The following is a 16,610-nucleotide window of genomic DNA, read 5'->3' as shown; positions in this document are numbered from 1 at the left end:
GATGTTGTGAGTGCCCAATGAGCACACGCGCAGGCTTCGGCGACCTGCGGCGACCACCCCGCCCACAGAATCGGTTCCCCGGGGCGTCCCGGCCCGCGGGCGCGGAAGCTGCGCGGCGATCCACACATCGATCTCGCGGACAACCTGCGCAATCTGCTGGCCGACCTTACAAGCGGACTGGTCGCCGAGCCAGACGCGATACAGCGATCCGAGCTTCGGCACCCAATCCGCTAGCGGCCGATCACAGTTCGGGGATCCACTGATCGCACAGAAATTCTGCGGTGACAGAAACGGACCGTACTGCGGTGGCACACGGGTCGAGTTGGTAGCTGGTCAGTGTGTTGTCGATGGCCGCGCGCGCCTGCCCGGTGGCGGCGTCGCGATGGGCGCGATCCGGAGGGCGAGGATCGGATCTTCGGCTAGCGCGGCCGACATCAAGGTCTCCGCTTCTGCGACAACGGATGTTCACCCGACAGCATCGAGTGAATCGGTCGCTGCGTAGCTTCGCTTTCGACACCGCCCTGGGCACCGAAACACCATGAAACCTGAACCCACAAGCACAGAGTCGATCCCGAAACGCTACTCGTCGCGGTCTCCGCCACGCCGAACCCAGCCGTGGTCCTGGTCGACCCGCTCGACGAATTCCACGATCAGGTTCTGATCCGATGACTGTGCGACCAAGGCTCGAAGTTCGAGATGGAAATCCTCGCCGAAGTCGTAGACTCCCACCACTGCCAGGCACGTCGCCAACATCTCGAAACCACCTCGCACAGCTGCGGCCACAGCCAGGGCCCAGGGTTCGGGTCGCCGGTCAGCGAGGGCAGCGACGGTGAGCGGCGCTGCAGCACGTCCAGGATCGTCTACGTGGAGGTCATAGAGGCCAAGCTCTGACCACGCCGCACGGTGGAGTGGATCGTGTCCGGCAGCGCGCAGGCATCGCCGCCGAGTCTGATGAGGAGTCTCCGAACCTCCGCGGTCGGCGAGCACTCTGTCGGCTGCATCGGGATCGCGGATGCCGTCGGTCATTCCTGTTCGCAACAGGAACCCGATCACCTCGGACTTGAGGCACCATATTGCCTCTGGATCCTCGGTCATGCGCTCGAAATACTGTCCGAACAGCGACGCCGCATCTGTCAGGCGGCCCTGCTGCAACAGCGAGTCTGCCCTGCGGGCGAGCAGCCGGGTGTCGTCAGGGCACAGTTCGATGGCGCTCGCGTACACCTGCGCTGCCCGGATGTAGTCGCCTGCTTCGTGGGCAGCGCCTGCAACCTCGGCGAGAGTTTCACTTTGGCGCGCGATCGAGGGGTCGAGCTTCACAGCATGGGTGAAGCACAAATCCGCAGTTTTCCAATCCCCGGTCTTGTGGAAGTGGCATCGTGCCGCGGCCAGAAAGGCACTCGCAGCGACCATCTCGCGACGGCCAGACTTCAGGGTCAGTGACTTTTCCGCGATATCTTTCAGCATCGCGCCTGCTGCTATCAGCTGGCCCGTCTCGGCGCGACCCACCCCCGCACACGCCGAGTGCAGAGTCAGTATGGCCGGGGCGAGCTCGTCTGCGGTGCTGGCCCGGTCGAGCCAGTGCTGCGCGACCCGCAGGGCACAATCAGCGCGGTTGGCGTGGGAGAAATAGGTCCCGGATTTTTCAGCGAGGTCGGCATTGACAGGTGCTTCACACAGGAAGGCCTCGAGCAGAGGTGCGGCCTTGTCGCCGAGACCGATGTTGCCCAGCACAAGTGCCGCGCCCAAGACGATACGCCAGGCAACCACAGCGCGGGATTCGGTGTCGGTCCAGCCTGGTGGACCATCAGTGGTGTGGCTGGCGGTCGTCGCGGCGACGCGGACTGTGTCGCTGCCGACGGTGGCCTCCAACGTCGGCTGCTCGGGCGGACCGGGTTGTTTGGTCAGAGCGAGCACGCTGTTGGTTCCGATAGCTTCGTGCACGGCCAGTTCGAGGTCGCGGGCGGTGTGGGCACCTGTCGCGGTCACGCGAAGGCGAACCGGCCAGCGCATCGTGGGCCGATTCCACACACGAAGGGCCTGAACTTCAGTTCTCAACTCGGCGGCGGAAAGCGGGGTCAGTTCAGCGTCTGGCATAAACCGGATCGTCTGGCTGACTGTGCGCGGATAGGGGTCGAACCGGTGAAACCACTGCACATATGTGCGCTTGGTCGTGGAGTGGTATCGGGCGAGCAGGACCGGTAGGTCCAGGGAGTGGAAGTAGTTTTGGTGCGCAAGCCCCAGCCGCATCGTCACTGTCGGCTCGGGCTCGTCGGTGCCCTTGGATTGGACATAGAACTTCAGGCCGGTGGCCTGGCCGGCGTGGAAGATCTCGACCTCGTCGTCGATGCCGTAGTCCTTGCTGTCGACCGGACGCACGACCCAGCCCAGTGGCAGGATCACAGCACCGAACGCGGCGCGGGCTTCATCCTCGAGGACATGCGGACGCGGCCTTTGCGGCATCTCCACCATGCCGAGAGAATCTCACACGACCATCGACGGCGACAGATCTTTCGACGTCGGGCTGATCCGCCCCGACCGGGAAACCACACCGACTCCCCCAGTCGGCCCCGCCGGAATACCTCGCGGCACTCACCAGAGCAGCTCCGCAGGCTGCATAGGAGGCGGGCGGAGTCTGATCTGGTGGCGATGACGCGCCAAGTGTGCCCGCGAGGACTGTCAACGAGCTGAACCTTCCTACGACAAGTCACAGCGCCCAGCAAGTCATGTCGGCGGTGTGACTTCGTAGGCGGCTGCGGCACTCGTAGCGTCATCGACGAGCCTGCGGCCGACTGACACACGGCCCGGTAACCAGACGGTTGCGTAGAGATTGTCGTGGTGGCGCGATGCCGCCGGATCGTTTCCTTGCTCCACCGGCAAGGCGCCGATAATTGACAGCACAGGACACAATCGCTCGAAGAAGACAGCAAAATGCGCTGCTGCCTCCTGGAGAGGAATCGCGATGACCGTCAGCATCGAAGAACTCGACGAGATCGAGCAATCCGGACCCGACGGCGGCCGCGGCGAAGGGTTGCCCCGCGTGGCCATCAGTACTGCGGTGCAGACCCTTGTGGCTGCCTATCAGGACGGAATGAACCCCTCGCTGTCGCAGGTCGCAGCTCGGCTGGGCCAGACGGTGAACTCCGGTGCCTTCCGAAACCGGATGGCCTCGTGCAACCACTACGGCATGACCGAGCGGGCGGGGTCTGGGTCGATCCGCATCACCGAACTCGGCCGGCGCCTGCTCGACGAACCCACACGCGACAAAGCAATGGTGGAGGCGTGGATGCGGATCCACGTGTTCGCCGCGATCTTCCGGCTCTATGACGGCACCAAACTCCCCGCCAGCAGTGCCCTCGACGCCGACCTGACCCGGATGGGTGTTCCCACCAAACAGGTCGTCACGGTGCGACGGCTGTTGATGTCGGGCGCGGAGACTGCAGGGCTGCTCAACCCTGCGCGTGAGCGCATGGTGATGCCGAGCTTTCCCGACGCCGAGCCCGATGAGCAGGCCCCACAGTCGGCACCGGTGCGCGACGCGGGAGCGGCGCTGTCGAAGACTGCTGTGCTCGCCGATCTGGGCAGGATCACCCTCAGCGTCGAGCTGCGGTGGCTGGAGCTGCCGGAGCTGATTCGGGAGAAGGTCTTCGCCATGGTCGATCAGCTCACCGACCTCGAGAAGTTGGCCGAATCCACCGAGCGCCGTAGCGGCCCGCGTGATCGCGTTCGCGGCGATGCACCGATTCTGGTGGCCGACGCGGCCGAGCAACCCAGCGACGACGCCCCATCACACCGGTGAGCGAGTGGTATGTCTGAAGGAGGCGGCCATGGCCGCGCCGACCAATCGGGAACTGTGGTTCAACCATTGCGAGGAGATGGCCAAACCACCCGCGCTACGCCCGCGGGCGAGCTTTGCGGAATTGTCGGTCATGGGCCCGGCGGCACGAGCGCGGTTCGACCGATCCCGCATCGATTACCTGCTGCGCGACCGTGTCTATCTCACCGACAACGTCGTCTGGATCGACAAGACGCTGACGCGGATGCTGACCAAGTCCCGCTCCTACACCGCGGTCGCCCGCCCGGCTTTGCGGGTGTCGGGACCTTCTGGCACCGGGAAATCGACCGCGCTGCTGTGGGCGGGCGCGCGCATCGATCTTCGGCTTCGCCGACGGAATCTGGGCCTGGGCGATCGCACCTACCTGCCGGTCATCTACGTCAGCATCGGCGACGTCACCTCGGTCAACACCTTGTTGGCATGTTTCGGGCAGTTCCTCGGCGTCGGCCCGCTCGCGCGAGGAACTGCCGAGGATCGCCTGTGTGCCCTGGCTCGGCTGGTTCGTGAAATGGGGACACGGTTCGTCGTTGTCGATGAGGTGCAGAATCTGGCGACCCACCGAATCCAGGGAGCCGAGGCCGCTCACGCGCTCAAACGTTTCGCCGAGCAAACCGACGCGACCATGGTCTATGTCGGGATTGATCTGGACACCGCTCCGCTGTTCAGCGCCGGCACCGGTGCCCAATGGCGTGCGCACAGTTGCGGATACGCCATGCGCACCTACACCACCGTCACCAGCGCGCGAGCACTACCGTGGATCGAACTGATCGACACCTTCGAGCGGGATCTGCCGTTGTGCCGACACGAACCCGGCAGCCTGGCAGTGCTGTACCGCTACCTGTTCGACCGCACCGGCGGCAAGATCGGATCGCTCAAGCACCTGCTGCTCGACGCGGCACTCGATGCCATCGAAGGCGGCCGCGAACAGATCACGCGCGAACTGCTCGATCAGATCGATACCGATGTCCAACTCGCACCGCGCACACCCCGAATCATCACCTCGGCATGAGCGCGGCCGGCCTGATCGTGTTGCCGTTGCCGGTCCGTCCGCTCGGCGGGGAAACGGTGAGCAGCTACCTACACCGGCTCGCGATGCGCAACGGGGTCTCCCCCGATCGGCTTGCCCGCATGGTCGGGGCCCACCCCGACACCACCGAGGCGATCGCCGCCCTGAGCGGACTCGACCCGCGAACCCTGCCGTCGGCGCTACCACAACTACGCCCCGGGTTCCCCGACGACGCCGACCGTGCGTCTCGGCGTTGTCCAGCATGCACCTGGTGTGCCTTGGCAGCCCGCGCCGGCCCGGCCACCGTCCTGGCTGCTCCCGATCGCGTCGTGTGTCGACGGCATCGGCGCTGGATCGGTGGGCCGGTGCTGGCGTGCCGGGCAGACCAGCAGTTCGACTGCGCCTCGATTCCGGCGATGATGGCGGCAGGATCGCGCCACCATGGCCTGGCCGCACAGTGGGGCCTGCCCGGCTATGGCGCCGCGTTTGCCGAGTCGATCCACACATTGGGTCGAGCCCAGGCCCGAGGCCTGCTCGTCGGGCACGGCGACCAGGCCATCAACGACCGCCGCCGCTTGCTGGCGTCGGCGGCGCCCAACTTGTCGGGCACAGCGCTCGACATCCTGGCGTGGTATCCGGCCACCGTGGCCCACACCGCCGCGATCCTTCGCCGCCGACACAGCCCCAAGGCCACACCCACCCCGACCCGAGACGGCCTCGAATACCTCACGCATGTGACGTGACCTGCCTGAACACGTCCCCGGTAACTCGGGTGGGTGCTTGCCGCTCGCCACAGCACAGAGCTATCGTCACAAGATCGGGACTGCGCACAGCTGACCGCGCATCGCCGGGGTCGGTTCGCCGCCGCGGTCTCCTCGTCCCAGCCGTCGACACGCGCCGACGGTCTGCGGCGACGCCGAAGGGAGACCACATGATCGGCTGACAGAAAAAAGCCGGGCCCGCAGCCCGGCAGTTCCTTCGTTCGACGGTTGGCGCCGTCGTCCTAGCACCTATTCCAACCCCTTGGGGGTTCGATCATGTCTATTGCACCCCTGTCGCGCCGCGATGTCAATACCGGTATGTCCACAGCAGCTGCCGCCACCGAAACCCGTCGACCGCGCCCCGGGAACCCGAGGGCGGCCCGGGCTAGGAGGTCGACGATCTCGATACCCGGGTTGGGCGCCACACCACGAATGCCGTTCACCCGCATCGCCTACCGAAACCCCGACAACGCCATCGTGATCCGCCGCGTCACCCCCGTGGTTGCGACGTTGCCGCTCGAACTGTCACCGCCGGTTCGCGCTCTACCGGCATGGCCCGGCCGCAGCAGCCACCAGGGACGATACTGGCATTCGCGGTCCGGGCACTACGTCAAACTCGAATCGCGATTCGAAGCAGCGGCCGTGCTGCTGATCGATTTTCAGCAGCAACTCAGATCCCTTGCCGCGCAACCATTCTGGATCCTGTGGCCCGACCCGAGCACCACTGCACGGCATGCACCGGACTTCTTCGGCCGTGACGGTCGCGGTCGCGGATGGGTGATCGATGTCCATCCACGCCCCCGCTTGGACAGACGCAACCGCGAGCAGTTCCAGGCCACCGAAGCCTTGTGTCAGAGGTTGGGTTGGCGGTTCGTCCTGGTCGATGCCATCGACGAGACCCTGCGCCGCAACGTCGAGGTGCTGGCCGCCTACCGGCATCCACGCTACGCACCCGACCCCACCACCGCCCGGGCACTGCGCCGCATCGCCGCCGAGCAGCCGATCTGCCTCGACGATCTGGCGACCCGCATCGCCGCCGAGCGTGGCCTGACCCGTTCGGTAGCGCTGAGCGCGATCTACCACCTCGCCTGGAATCGACGCCTGCACATGGACCTGTCGCGGCCACTGGCAATGTCGCGGAGGGTCCGGCGATGATCAGCCTCGAACCCGGCGACCTGATCGTCTACCGCGCCCGCCCCTGGCAGGTTCTCACCTGCGATGGCCAACACGTCGAACTGGCCGGCCTCGACACCGACCACCAGAATCTGGTCGTGGCCACCGCCACCGTGCTCTCGGACCCCGATGTGCGCAACCACGAAGCCACCACCGCGATCGCCGAGCACCATCTGCTGACCTCGATGACCCCCAGTCAACGCGACCGCGTGCACTTCTGGTTCGAGGAAATGTATGAGGTTGCCTACGGATGTCGGCCCCGCCAGCGCCGCGTACTGCCCACACCGCCGCCCCTACCCTCGGGTACCGTCGCCGCCCGGTTGGCCGCCCAGCGTGACCGCCTCGCTAAGAAGAACATCGAGGTGTCGATGTCGACGCTGTGGCGGCACTGGTCACAGTTCAACGCCGAGGGTCTGGTCGGGTTGGCCGACAAACGGGGGTTACCCGGCCACACCCGGCGACCCAGCTACGACTACCGGCTCCACGGCCTCATCGACGAGATCCTCGACCTGTTCACCCTCAAGGCCACCCCGTCGAAGAAGCAGTGCATCGAACTGCTGCGTCGCCGCGCCGCCGAGGTCGGGATGCCGGTTCCCGGTCGCAGCAGGCTCTACGAGCTCTTCGACGACCTCGACCGCGGTCGCCACACCTTCGGACCAGCGACCAGACGCCGATCCCAGAACAAGAGCCCCCAGCGCGCGTTCAGGCTCGCCGTCGCGGACTACCCCGGCCAGGAAGTCCAACTCGACACCACACCACTGGACTGCATGATCATCACCGACACCGGTGAACAACTACCCGTCGAACTCGGTATCGCTGTGGACGTGGCCACCCGCACGATCGCCGCAGCCATTCTGCGCGCGGTCGCCCCCATCCGGATGGACGCGGTCGAGTTGGTCACCCGCAGCCTGGTCCCGTTGCCGATGCTGCCCGGCTGGGACGCCGCGTGGAGCGCGTCGCGATCGTATCTGCCCAGTGAACTGCTCGTGCCCGACGGTGAGGTGGCCGCCCACATCGCCGCGAAACCGGTTCTCGACATCCGTGGCATCGTGTTGGACCGGGCACAGATCTTCATGTCGCACACCTTCGAAGAGGCTCTCAAGACGCTGGGAATCGACACCCGCTACGCCGGAGCGGGTGAACCGACCGCGAAACCGATCGTGGAACGCCACCTCCGCACCATCGCTGAGGATTTCGTCCGCTGGGTCAAAAGCTACAAGGGCTCCTCGGTCGCCTACCGTGGCCTGCACCCCGAATACGATGCCGTGTGGCCGTTGCCGGGTCTGCAGGCACTACTCGATCAGTGGATCGTCACGGTGTACCAGAATCGCACCCACGCCGGGGTCGTCCACCCACTCATGCCACGCAAGCGGCTCACACCCAACGACATGTACCGGGCGATGAGCGCGGTAACACCCGGGGCGGTGCGCAGCCTCTCGCGCGACGACTGGATTTCCTTACAACCGGCCACCACCTGTGTGCTGGGGCGCAGGGGAATCCAACTCAACCGGCTCCACTACGACGCCTCCGCGGCACTGACGGGCAACGGGCGGCCCAGCCCCGGCGTCGTGTCCGACCGGCGAGCGACCGTGCACTACGACCCGACCAACTTGATGGCGGTCTGGGTGCGCGACTACGACAACAACACCTGGATCGAATGCCCCTGGTACCTGGCCGGACAGGTCAGCGCACCGTTCGGTCTCGACGTCTTGAACGCCATCCGCGAAGGGTTCGACGACCCGGCCCGGGTGCCCGAGAAGGAAGTGGCCCGCCGCACCGAGGAACTGCACCACCGGTTGTGGCAGGGCCCCGACCCCGAGCACCCCGCCGTCCTGCGCGCCAGCCGCAAGGAACGCCGCGCGAGCACCCGCAACCTGACTCTGCAGCAGCTGCCCGCCCCGACCGGGCGAGACGACCGCGACCCCACAACGCCACCGCCTGCCCCCACAGATCCAGACGAGACAACCGAGGACGACGAACAGCCCAGAGTCCGCACACCGCTGCCCGTGGCGCGCCGCGACCGAGGGTGGTGACAAGGATGGCTGCGCCGACGACGAAGGAGACCTGGATCGAGCATTGCCTCTACGAGCCGACACCGGCCGAGCGGCGTCCGCACCTGACCCGGGCACAGCGCGCCGCGTTGCCCGCACCCGAGCAGGCCCGATTCGATGCCTCCCGCCGGTCCTACATCGTGGAGAACCGGGTCTATGAGACCCGCAATGTCGTTACCATCGGCAAACGTTGCCGCCGACTGCTGGAACGGACCACACAGCCCTCACCGGTGGTTCGTCGCGGCCTGCGCGTGGCCGGTGTGTCCGGGTCGGGGAAGTCGACCACGATCCTGGACGCGGGCCGCGAGCTCGACGTCGGCCTGCGCCGCAGAAACAACCGGGCCGTCGACGACCTCAGCTACCTGCCCGTCATCTATGTCACCATCGGCGATGTCAACTCCGACAACAAGCTGTGGGCAGCGTTCGCCGAGTTCGTCGGTCTGCCCCTGTCCGCGCGCGGCAACGCCGATACCCGCCTCTACCGGCTGACCGCGATCCTGCGCGAACTGGGCACCAGGTTCGTGATCGTCGACGAAGTCCAGCATCTGCAGACCCACAAGACCAACGGCGCCCAGGCGGCCAACGCGCTCAAACGTTTCGCCGAGCACATCGACGCCACCATGATCTATGTCGGCGTCGACCTCGACCACGCTCCGCTGTTCACTGGTGAGGCCGGCAAACAATGGCGTGCTCGCACGATTCCCTACGAGATGAGTACCTACCACATCGAACGCGCCAGCGACCGCCGCGAATGGGTCGATCTCATCGACGCTTTCGACAACGACCTGCCCCTGTGCAATCAAGTCGCCGGTGCCCTCGCCCGTCAGGATCAATATCTGTTCCACCGCACCGCAGGCTCGATCGGCTCGCTCAAACAACTGCTCACCGACGCCGCGCTCGATGCGATCGACGACGGCCGCGAACGCATCACCCGAGCCCACCTCGACGCGGTCGTTCTCGACAGCGCCGCCGACGACTACGCCGCCGGCCACCGCCCACCCGTTCGTAGCGATCGCCGCAGGAGGTAGACGATGGAGCCCACACCGCCACGGCGGCTGCCGCTGCGGGTCGTCCCGCTCACCGGAGAAACACTGGATGGGTACCTGCGCCGGTTGGCACGACACAACGGCACCCCCTACTCCCCGCTACGCATCATGGTCCGCGACCACCCCGTCCCGGCAGCTGCACTGTCCGGACTCACCGGATTGACACCGACGAACCTGTGTAGAGCGCTACCCGAACTGTGCACCGCCGACGAACCCGTCGTCGGCGGTGAGGGCCATCGACCCGCGCGCTGGCGAAGCCCGGCCTGCACCCACTGCGCGGCAGCACGCGGAGCAGACACCACGACAACCGTGTTCGCCTGTGCCGAGCGGGCCGTGTGCCGCAAACATCAACGCTGGATCGGCGGCCCACACCTGCCCTGCACAGCCAACCAACAATTCAGCTGCGCGGCCGCACCCGCCCTGACCGCGGCGGCCACCCGCCACCACCGGCTGGCCGGTATCTGGGGCACACCGCTGACCCGCGACGCCTTCGACGACGCACTCGTGGTTTTCAATTACTGGCGCAAGAACGGAATACTGTTCGGCTCCACCGATCCCGGCTTGAGGACCCGACGCGCGAGCCTGGGCTGGGTCGCCGATACCTATATTCCCGAACCGATCATCGACGCGTGCTGCTACCCCGGCACGGTGACCCTGACCGGGGTCATCTTGCGACTGCGCGCACGAATCGCGCACGGCGCTGACACCCGCACCAGCGTGAACAACGCACACGCGGAGATCGCACGCACCGTACTCATCGGCGCCCGACCCGGCGGAGCCGGTGACCCGCTGCACTACCTCACCAGCTCGCTGCTGTGGCCATCGCCGCAAACCACGTCGCACCATGACGAGATCGCGAACAGCGCAACAGAGCACAGCACCTAGCGCCCCACACGGGGAACGTATCGGCAGCCCGCCACCGATGACTCCACCGCGGCGAGACCGGCCGCCGTCGTAGGCACCCATTTTGACGTCGCAGTGCGTACGGAGCGGGACGTGGCCGGGTCAGAACCCTCGTGCCATACCGGCATTGGCGAAGGCGTAGATGAACACCACGACCATCCAGGTCATCGCTAGCAGGTCCTGGTCCTCGTGGTTGTCGAAGATCGCCGAGCGTGGTGTGATCTGCTCGCCGTCGGCGAGAACCTTGTTCAGCAATTCGACGGCCAGGTCGTGGGATTCGCGGGTGTAGTGAAACTGGTGGCTACCGGCAGTGTTGAGGTCGAAGTCTGGATGGATGCCCCGCGACGCTCTCGCCTCGCCGAATCGGGCAGCCAGCAGGGCTGCAACCCCGTCGAGGGTCTCGCAGATCATGACCGCCCCGAATCCGCCGACGTAGAACATCATCGCCACTTCTTCCTCGGAGATGAGGTCGGTGAGCGACCACTCCTGGAAGGGGTCCTCGTCGAGTTTGTCGAGCCCGTAGCGAATGTTTGCCAGTACTTGGGTGACGTCCACGGCGATCCGCCCGTCGCTGGGAATGGTGGCTGCCGTGCCACCCACCGTGGCAAGGCCGAGCAGGGCATGGGTGGCACCGCCTTCGGGGTCGGTGACGTCGCCAAGGTGGGCTTTGAGGGCGTTGATCACGTGGATGTCTTGTTGGATCTCGCGATGTCCGGGCTCGAAGATCTCACTGTCGATGGTGAATGCCTCGGTTGCGTGCTCGAGTGCGATCTCGTTCATCCCGAGCCCGGACATGGTCAGAGCCAGATGAACCAGCGGTGCCGACAGCCGTGGCCGAAACCCTGAGGGCATCGCCCGCACCACGGCGATCCCCTCCTCGAGGCAGCCGCGTGCCTGTTCGGAGCGCCCTTCGACCAAAAACAGCCGCCCCTCGGTGATCAGGTTGTCGGCCCGCATCAACGACCCGTCGCCGAAGCCGTGCTCGGTCACGGCCTGGGCTGCCCGGTCGATCAGCGCCCGGGCCTGTTCGTAGCGGCCGGCACCGATCGCGGCATCGGCGGCGGCGTGCAGGTTGATGATCGCGGCGACCGGGGTGATCGACGGCGCGTTGTCTTCGCTGTCCTGGATCGCGATAACGGCGAGCGCGTACTTCATCGATGCCAGGTCATCGCGGTTGTCTCGGGCGATGACCGACGCCGCGGCGTATGCCTTCATCGCCAATTTCGGATCCGTGTCCGGATGTGCGGTGACGAGGTCGATAGCGGTCCGGCACACCGTGATCGCTTCGGCGCTGCGCCCGAGCATCCGCAGCAGATTCGCCTGGACAACCGTGACCGACGCCGCGTGGTCACTGGGTATTTCCGCATCGACGAACTCGCCGATCATCGCGAGGAGATGTCCGGCTTCCTCGAGGCCGCCGTGGGTGGTGACGATTGCTTCCGCGGTCGCGACAGCCTCGATGACAACGCCGGGGCTGCCGATTTCGAGACCGTAATCCATGACCGTTTCGGTGGTGTGCAGTGCATCGGCGCCGCGACCGGACAGCGAATAGGCCTGAGCCAAGACGAGTTGGGCACGCGCGGCCGCCAGCTTCCACATGGTGGTCGCGGTCCGGGCCGCATTGGCCGCCGCCGCGGCGGCGGCGCGTTCACCGAAGTCGACGGCGGTCCAGCCGTGGGGAAGGGCGGCCGCGTGTGGTCCGATGAGCATGAGCCGGTGACACACCCGCATGGCGAGAAAGACCGGTGCCGCGCCCTCGAGGCCTCGGCTGAGCGCACCGACGGCGGCATGGGCTGCCGAGCTGAGGTTGTCGTCGAGTACCGGGATCGGCGCGGTGAGCGAACTGCCTTCGGGAACGAACAGCCCGACCCCGGCTTGAATCCACGGGACCGGGTCCTGCTCGATCCGGTCGGTCACGACCAGCGCGATCAGGGGATGCACCGACAGATACCCGGCGTTGGCACCGATCAGTGAGAGCCGGGCCAGCTTTTCCACCGCTGCGTCGCGAAGACTGCTGTCATGCAGGTGCTTTCGAATCGCCATCGCGCGGCTCGCGACCAGACGCGCTGCGGTCGGGTCGGTGTAGGGCCGGCCCCGCAACCGCGACCACCACGGGCCGAGCCGACTGCTGAGTCCGGTGATCGGCTTCGGGGTTTCGACCACCGCGACACCGACCGGCTGCCCGAGGACCGACTCGTGGATCGGGGCAGGCCCCAATACCGACAGCACCGACAGCAACATGAGCGCGTCGGGATCACTGGCGTGGACGGCCTCGATGTTGAGTCGGATCGATTCGATGATCGAGACCGGGTGTCCACTGGCCTGTCCGAGCTGCAACGTGTGTGCGGGTGCCTCGTGCAACCGGGCCACATAGTCGGTGACGAGCCGGCCCGTGACCCGGCAGTGATCCACCGCCTGCACCAGTGCCAAGGGATGGTCGTGCAGGACCTCACGAAGTCGATCGCAGTCTGCGGGTTGGGAGCCGGGCAGGTGATCACGCAGGAACTGCGTGCTCTCCTGCGGACTCCACGATGTCAGCACTATCTCTTGGTAGCCGCTGTCGAGGTTGGCGACCGTCGTGGTGATCAACACCCGACACAGCGACCTACGCGGGATCAACCCACGAACAGCGTCGAGGTCGGTGACGTTGTCCAAGATCAGCAACAAGCCCGTGGTCGCAGGCAGTGCACCGGTGACCGGCGTGCGAGCCTCGGCGGCTCCCCCACCACGGGTGTCGGCACCGAGTTGCTGCAATGCCACGATCACTTCGGCGCGGCTGTGTGCGCTGATGAACACCGGTCGCACCACATCCGAATGTGTGGCAGCGAACTGCATTGCCACACTGGTCTTTCCGCTGCCGGTCATTCCGCGCAGGACAACCGGCGACACCGGATCGACTCCGCCGGGCTGTAGTAACCCGATCAACTGCGCCAACACCCCGCCACGACCAACGAACCGATCATCGGGTTCCCAGCCGAACCCCGGGTCCGGCACGGTGCTCGCCGACCGCAGATCATGAGCCCGCAAGACGATGGCCTGGGCCTCGTCGACCGGTAACGTCCGTGACGCCAGCGCCGCGGCATCACCGCAATCCAGTACCGGATACAGATTTCGGATCATCTCGAGACGGGCATCGTCGGCGGGCGGGATCGGCGTCGCGGCACTGAGCTCTTCGACGCGCTCGGTCAGCGCATCGAAGCACTGCCGAGCGAACAGGAGGTGGCCATGACGGCCGTGGTGTCGAAGCAACTGCCCCGCCAACTCCGCACCGACCGCTTCGATCTCCGTGCGCCGCGGAAGGGGTTCATCGAGCAACTCCAGTTCGTGGAGGAACCCAGCGGCGTCTGCGGCCGGTATGGCGACAGTCTTGATCGCCCACTGCAGGGTCTTGGCCGGCGGTGCGGCGCCGCGCATCCGCTGCTCATGAAACCGACGCAGGTCCCCGATGAAGCCCGCGTTGGACCAGAACGCAGGCCGGCAGGCGCGCTGCGCCTCGACCCACTGCCGATACAGATCGGCCAAGACCTTCGAAAACTGCGACTGCCCCCACCCGCTGTCACCGCTTTTCTGGTGCGGTTCGCGATGTTTGATCGACACCAGCCGCGGCCTGCGATCACGATGCAGAACGAGAAGATCTGACGAGTGCTGCACAGCGATCGCTTCGACGTCACCAGCCTCGAGCAACATGCGCAGCAGCGCCAACGCCACGACCTGCTTCTCGTACCTGATCCACGACTCGGTCACCGGCCCGGTATTCACACCGTCAACGGGCATCCTCTGCACAACACCGACTGACTCCCCCTGGTCGTCCATGCGATCCAGGCTACATTCACGTCATTGATTGTGTTGCGCCACAGCAACTCTCGAGACAACAGCACAGCAACGCCCTGCGGCGTTGCGGTATTGGATGCCATGCCCACAGAGCGAGGTACACGCAGGCCACCGCTCACACCCGAGATCACGGCCGATGTCGTTGTCCCGGAGCAGCTGAGCGGGCACGAAGGTCATCCCAGCGGGTATTCGCAATGCTGGCACTCGCGGCCCGCGAGCGCCAATAGTTGTCGGTGGGTGGCGGTATGCTCTGTGAGGAGGTCCAGCCGACCTCCAAGAGTCCGGACAAGACGTAGGCCCCGAGTCGACGTGATGTCTGATCTCAGGGCCTACGTGGTACTGCTTGGTCGCTTACCAGCATAGGGTGCATTCCGTGTGCGCGCACAATTTCGCGCCCACGGACTGTTGCCGTGCGTTCCTAGGTCGAGGTCGGTCTCGTCGGCTCCTGTGTCGAGTTCGCTGCGAGCCGCTCATCGACCCAAGGAGATCAGTGCACACGCATGTGAGTCATGCCGACCTGGCGAAATACGCCCAAGACAAGGTCAACGTCCCGAGTGACAAAGCGAAGGCGAGGCGGACCCAGGTCGCGCACCTGCGCTCGCGCTTGGAGAACTACATCGCCGAGCACCCCGACTACGACTTGGTGAAGATGCGCGCATCGGGCAGCGTCGCCAAGCACACCGCGATCCGTGCCGGCTCAGACACCGATATCGCCGCCTATGTCCGCGCATCCGCGATCGGTGGGGTCGACCCCGAGGAGTCGAAGCTGCTGGAATGGCTGCGTGACCGGTGCATCGAGGTCTACGGCGCCACAAAGGACGCCGACGATTTCCAAATCTCCCACCACGCCGTCGGAATCACGATGCACGGCAGCGGCTTGAAGATCGACGTCGCAGCCGTGCTGTACGAAGGGGAGGCCAATGACCGCGGCCACCTGATCACCCCGTCCGGCGAGAAGGTCCTCACCTCGGTGACTCAGCACTTGGAGTTCCTGAACAAGCGCAAGAACCAGGTGGGTTCGGAGTACAAGGAGTTCATCCGGCTGGTGAAGCAGTTCATCAGCCGCGCCAAGAAGGAGGCCGAGGCCGTCGGACCGGAGCTGCGGTTCAAGAGTTTCCTCGCTGAACTCATCGTCGCGCACTTGTGGGACAACGGCTGGAACGGTGAGGGTTTCGCCGTCAAGGACTACCCGCGAGCGTTCGAGCAGTTTTTCGGCTACATCGTCACGACCGAGTTGAGGCAGCCGATCGTGTTCGCCGACTACTACTCCGTCGGCGACGTCGACCAGTCCGACGAGCCGGTGCAGGTGTGGGATCCGGTGAACCCCCTCAACAACGTCACCAAGTCCTACACCGACGCCGATCGGCAGCGGCTGGTCGAGCGGTGTTCGCAGGCGTTGGACCAGATCACCTGGGCGGGAACGGCACCGTTCAAAGGCGACGCGGTCGATGCCTGGCGCACGGTGTTCGGCCCGACCTTCTCGGTGGCCTGACATGACCACTTCGATCACTCGCAGCTCCAGCTTCACGATCACCGACGCCCGCTACGTCGCAAGCAAACTCGGCGCCAACCTCCGTAACCTCAACGCCCGCTACGGCAAGCCGGAACTGTCCATGATCGACAAGTACATCGAGGAGACCGCCCAGTACCTGAAGGCCGGCTACCTCGACACGGTCGACTTCGGCTTCAAGGACGACGACCGATGGATCCTGCGGTTACGGTACACCGCAGCCGCAGGTGGCCAGCTTCGCGATGAGCCCCCAGGCGGCCTGCCGAGCGCGGTCGACGTGGCCGGCTACAGTTTCTGCAGCTATTTGAAGCGGAATGATAAATTCGCCGCGCTGACATCTGCCGAGCAGGATGAATTCAAAAAGAAGCTGCCATTCCAGCGCTCGGGGGCACCAGAACCGTCGGCGACCGCGGGCAGCTACGGGAACAGCTCACAGTATTCCCGCAACGGTGTCGGCCTCAGTCGCGACATCTACTGCGCCATCTGACCATATCAAC

12 protein-coding genes are annotated in these 16,610 nt (G+C 65.7%); 9 read left to right on the top strand and 3 right to left on the bottom strand.

Annotation, left to right across the window (positions count from 1 at the left end):
- Window positions 1-579: 579 nt before the first annotated feature.
- Window positions 580-2,469, bottom strand: coding sequence for a DUF4365 domain-containing protein (locus ACFVJ5_RS06975; protein ID WP_379218945.1), 1,890 nt, complete (start codon window positions 2,467-2,469; stop codon window positions 580-582).
- A gap of 252 nt (window positions 2,470-2,721) precedes the next feature.
- Window positions 2,722-2,973, bottom strand: a complete 252-nt coding sequence (locus ACFVJ5_RS06970; RefSeq protein ID WP_379218944.1) for a hypothetical protein — start codon at window positions 2,971-2,973, stop codon at window positions 2,722-2,724.
- Here ACFVJ5_RS06970 and ACFVJ5_RS06965 point away from each other — a divergent pair.
- From ACFVJ5_RS06965 to ACFVJ5_RS06935, 7 genes are all read left to right on the top strand, one after another.
- Complete coding sequence (locus ACFVJ5_RS06965; protein ID WP_379218943.1) at window positions 2,960-3,796, top strand: hypothetical protein; 837 nt, start codon at window positions 2,960-2,962, stop codon at window positions 3,794-3,796. The genes ACFVJ5_RS06970 and ACFVJ5_RS06965 overlap by 14 nt on opposite strands.
- A gap of 28 nt (window positions 3,797-3,824) precedes the next feature.
- Complete coding sequence (locus ACFVJ5_RS06960; protein WP_379218942.1) at window positions 3,825-4,841, top strand: ATP-binding protein; 1,017 nt, start codon at window positions 3,825-3,827, stop codon at window positions 4,839-4,841.
- A complete protein-coding gene (locus ACFVJ5_RS06955) occupies window positions 4,838-5,581 on the top strand; it encodes a TniQ family protein (RefSeq protein ID WP_379218941.1) in 744 nt (247 codons plus the stop codon). Before ACFVJ5_RS06960 ends, ACFVJ5_RS06955 begins: the two co-directional genes overlap by 4 nt.
- Before the next feature lie 450 nt (window positions 5,582-6,031).
- Window positions 6,032-6,754 (top strand): TnsA-like heteromeric transposase endonuclease subunit, encoded by a 723-nt coding sequence (locus ACFVJ5_RS06950; protein ID WP_379218940.1) that lies wholly within the window; start codon window positions 6,032-6,034, stop codon window positions 6,752-6,754.
- A complete protein-coding gene (locus ACFVJ5_RS06945; protein ID WP_379218939.1) occupies window positions 6,751-8,805 on the top strand; it encodes a hypothetical protein in 2,055 nt (684 codons plus the stop codon). The genes ACFVJ5_RS06950 and ACFVJ5_RS06945 overlap by 4 nt, the downstream gene beginning before the upstream one ends.
- A gap of 5 nt (window positions 8,806-8,810) precedes the next feature.
- Entirely contained in the window at window positions 8,811-9,851 is a 1,041-nt protein-coding gene (locus ACFVJ5_RS06940; RefSeq protein WP_379218938.1) for an ATP-binding protein, read from the top strand.
- A gap of 3 nt (window positions 9,852-9,854) precedes the next feature.
- A complete protein-coding gene (locus ACFVJ5_RS06935; protein ID WP_379218937.1) occupies window positions 9,855-10,754 on the top strand; it encodes a TniQ family protein in 900 nt (299 codons plus the stop codon).
- Window positions 10,755-10,874: 120 nt separating this feature from the next.
- On the opposite strand, the gene ACFVJ5_RS06930 is transcribed toward ACFVJ5_RS06935, so the two are convergent.
- Window positions 10,875-14,546 (bottom strand): hypothetical protein, encoded by a 3,672-nt coding sequence (locus ACFVJ5_RS06930; RefSeq protein ID WP_379218936.1) that lies wholly within the window; start codon window positions 14,544-14,546, stop codon window positions 10,875-10,877.
- Between the two features lie 547 nt (window positions 14,547-15,093).
- Here ACFVJ5_RS06930 and ACFVJ5_RS06925 point away from each other — a divergent pair.
- Entirely contained in the window at window positions 15,094-16,095 is a 1,002-nt protein-coding gene (locus ACFVJ5_RS06925; RefSeq protein ID WP_379218935.1) for a CBASS oligonucleotide cyclase, read from the top strand.
- A gap of 1 nt (window position 16,096) precedes the next feature.
- Window positions 16,097-16,600 (top strand): hypothetical protein, encoded by a 504-nt coding sequence (locus ACFVJ5_RS06920; protein WP_379218934.1) that lies wholly within the window; start codon window positions 16,097-16,099, stop codon window positions 16,598-16,600.
- Window positions 16,601-16,610 lie beyond the last annotated feature (10 nt).

The sequence above is a fragment of the Nocardia sp. NPDC127606 genome (assembly GCF_042671725.1).
Classification (GTDB): domain Bacteria; phylum Actinomycetota; class Actinomycetes; order Mycobacteriales; family Mycobacteriaceae; genus Nocardia.
This window is presented reverse-complemented; position numbering and strand designations above follow the sequence as displayed.

Excerpts from the sequence above, each read along its gene's own strand:
- ACFVJ5_RS06975 (WP_379218945.1), bottom strand. The coding sequence starts at position 2,469 with ATGGTGGAGATGCCGCAAAGGCCGCGTCCGCATGTCCTCGAGGATGAA.
- ACFVJ5_RS06965 (WP_379218943.1), top strand. The coding sequence starts at position 2,960 with ATGACCGTCAGCATCGAAGAACTCGACGAGATCGAGCAATCCGGACCC.
- ACFVJ5_RS06970 (WP_379218944.1), bottom strand. The coding sequence starts at position 2,973 with ATGCTGACGGTCATCGCGATTCCTCTCCAGGAGGCAGCAGCGCATTTT.
- ACFVJ5_RS06960 (WP_379218942.1), top strand. The coding sequence starts at position 3,825 with ATGGCCGCGCCGACCAATCGGGAACTGTGGTTCAACCATTGCGAGGAG.
- ACFVJ5_RS06955 (WP_379218941.1), top strand. The coding sequence starts at position 4,838 with ATGAGCGCGGCCGGCCTGATCGTGTTGCCGTTGCCGGTCCGTCCGCTC.
- ACFVJ5_RS06950 (WP_379218940.1), top strand. The coding sequence starts at position 6,032 with ATGCCGTTCACCCGCATCGCCTACCGAAACCCCGACAACGCCATCGTG.
- ACFVJ5_RS06945 (WP_379218939.1), top strand. The coding sequence starts at position 6,751 with ATGATCAGCCTCGAACCCGGCGACCTGATCGTCTACCGCGCCCGCCCC.
- ACFVJ5_RS06940 (WP_379218938.1), top strand. The coding sequence starts at position 8,811 with ATGGCTGCGCCGACGACGAAGGAGACCTGGATCGAGCATTGCCTCTAC.
- ACFVJ5_RS06935 (WP_379218937.1), top strand. The coding sequence starts at position 9,855 with ATGGAGCCCACACCGCCACGGCGGCTGCCGCTGCGGGTCGTCCCGCTC.
- ACFVJ5_RS06930 (WP_379218936.1), bottom strand. The coding sequence starts at position 14,546 with ATGCCCGTTGACGGTGTGAATACCGGGCCGGTGACCGAGTCGTGGATC.
- ACFVJ5_RS06920 (WP_379218934.1), top strand. The coding sequence starts at position 16,097 with ATGACCACTTCGATCACTCGCAGCTCCAGCTTCACGATCACCGACGCC.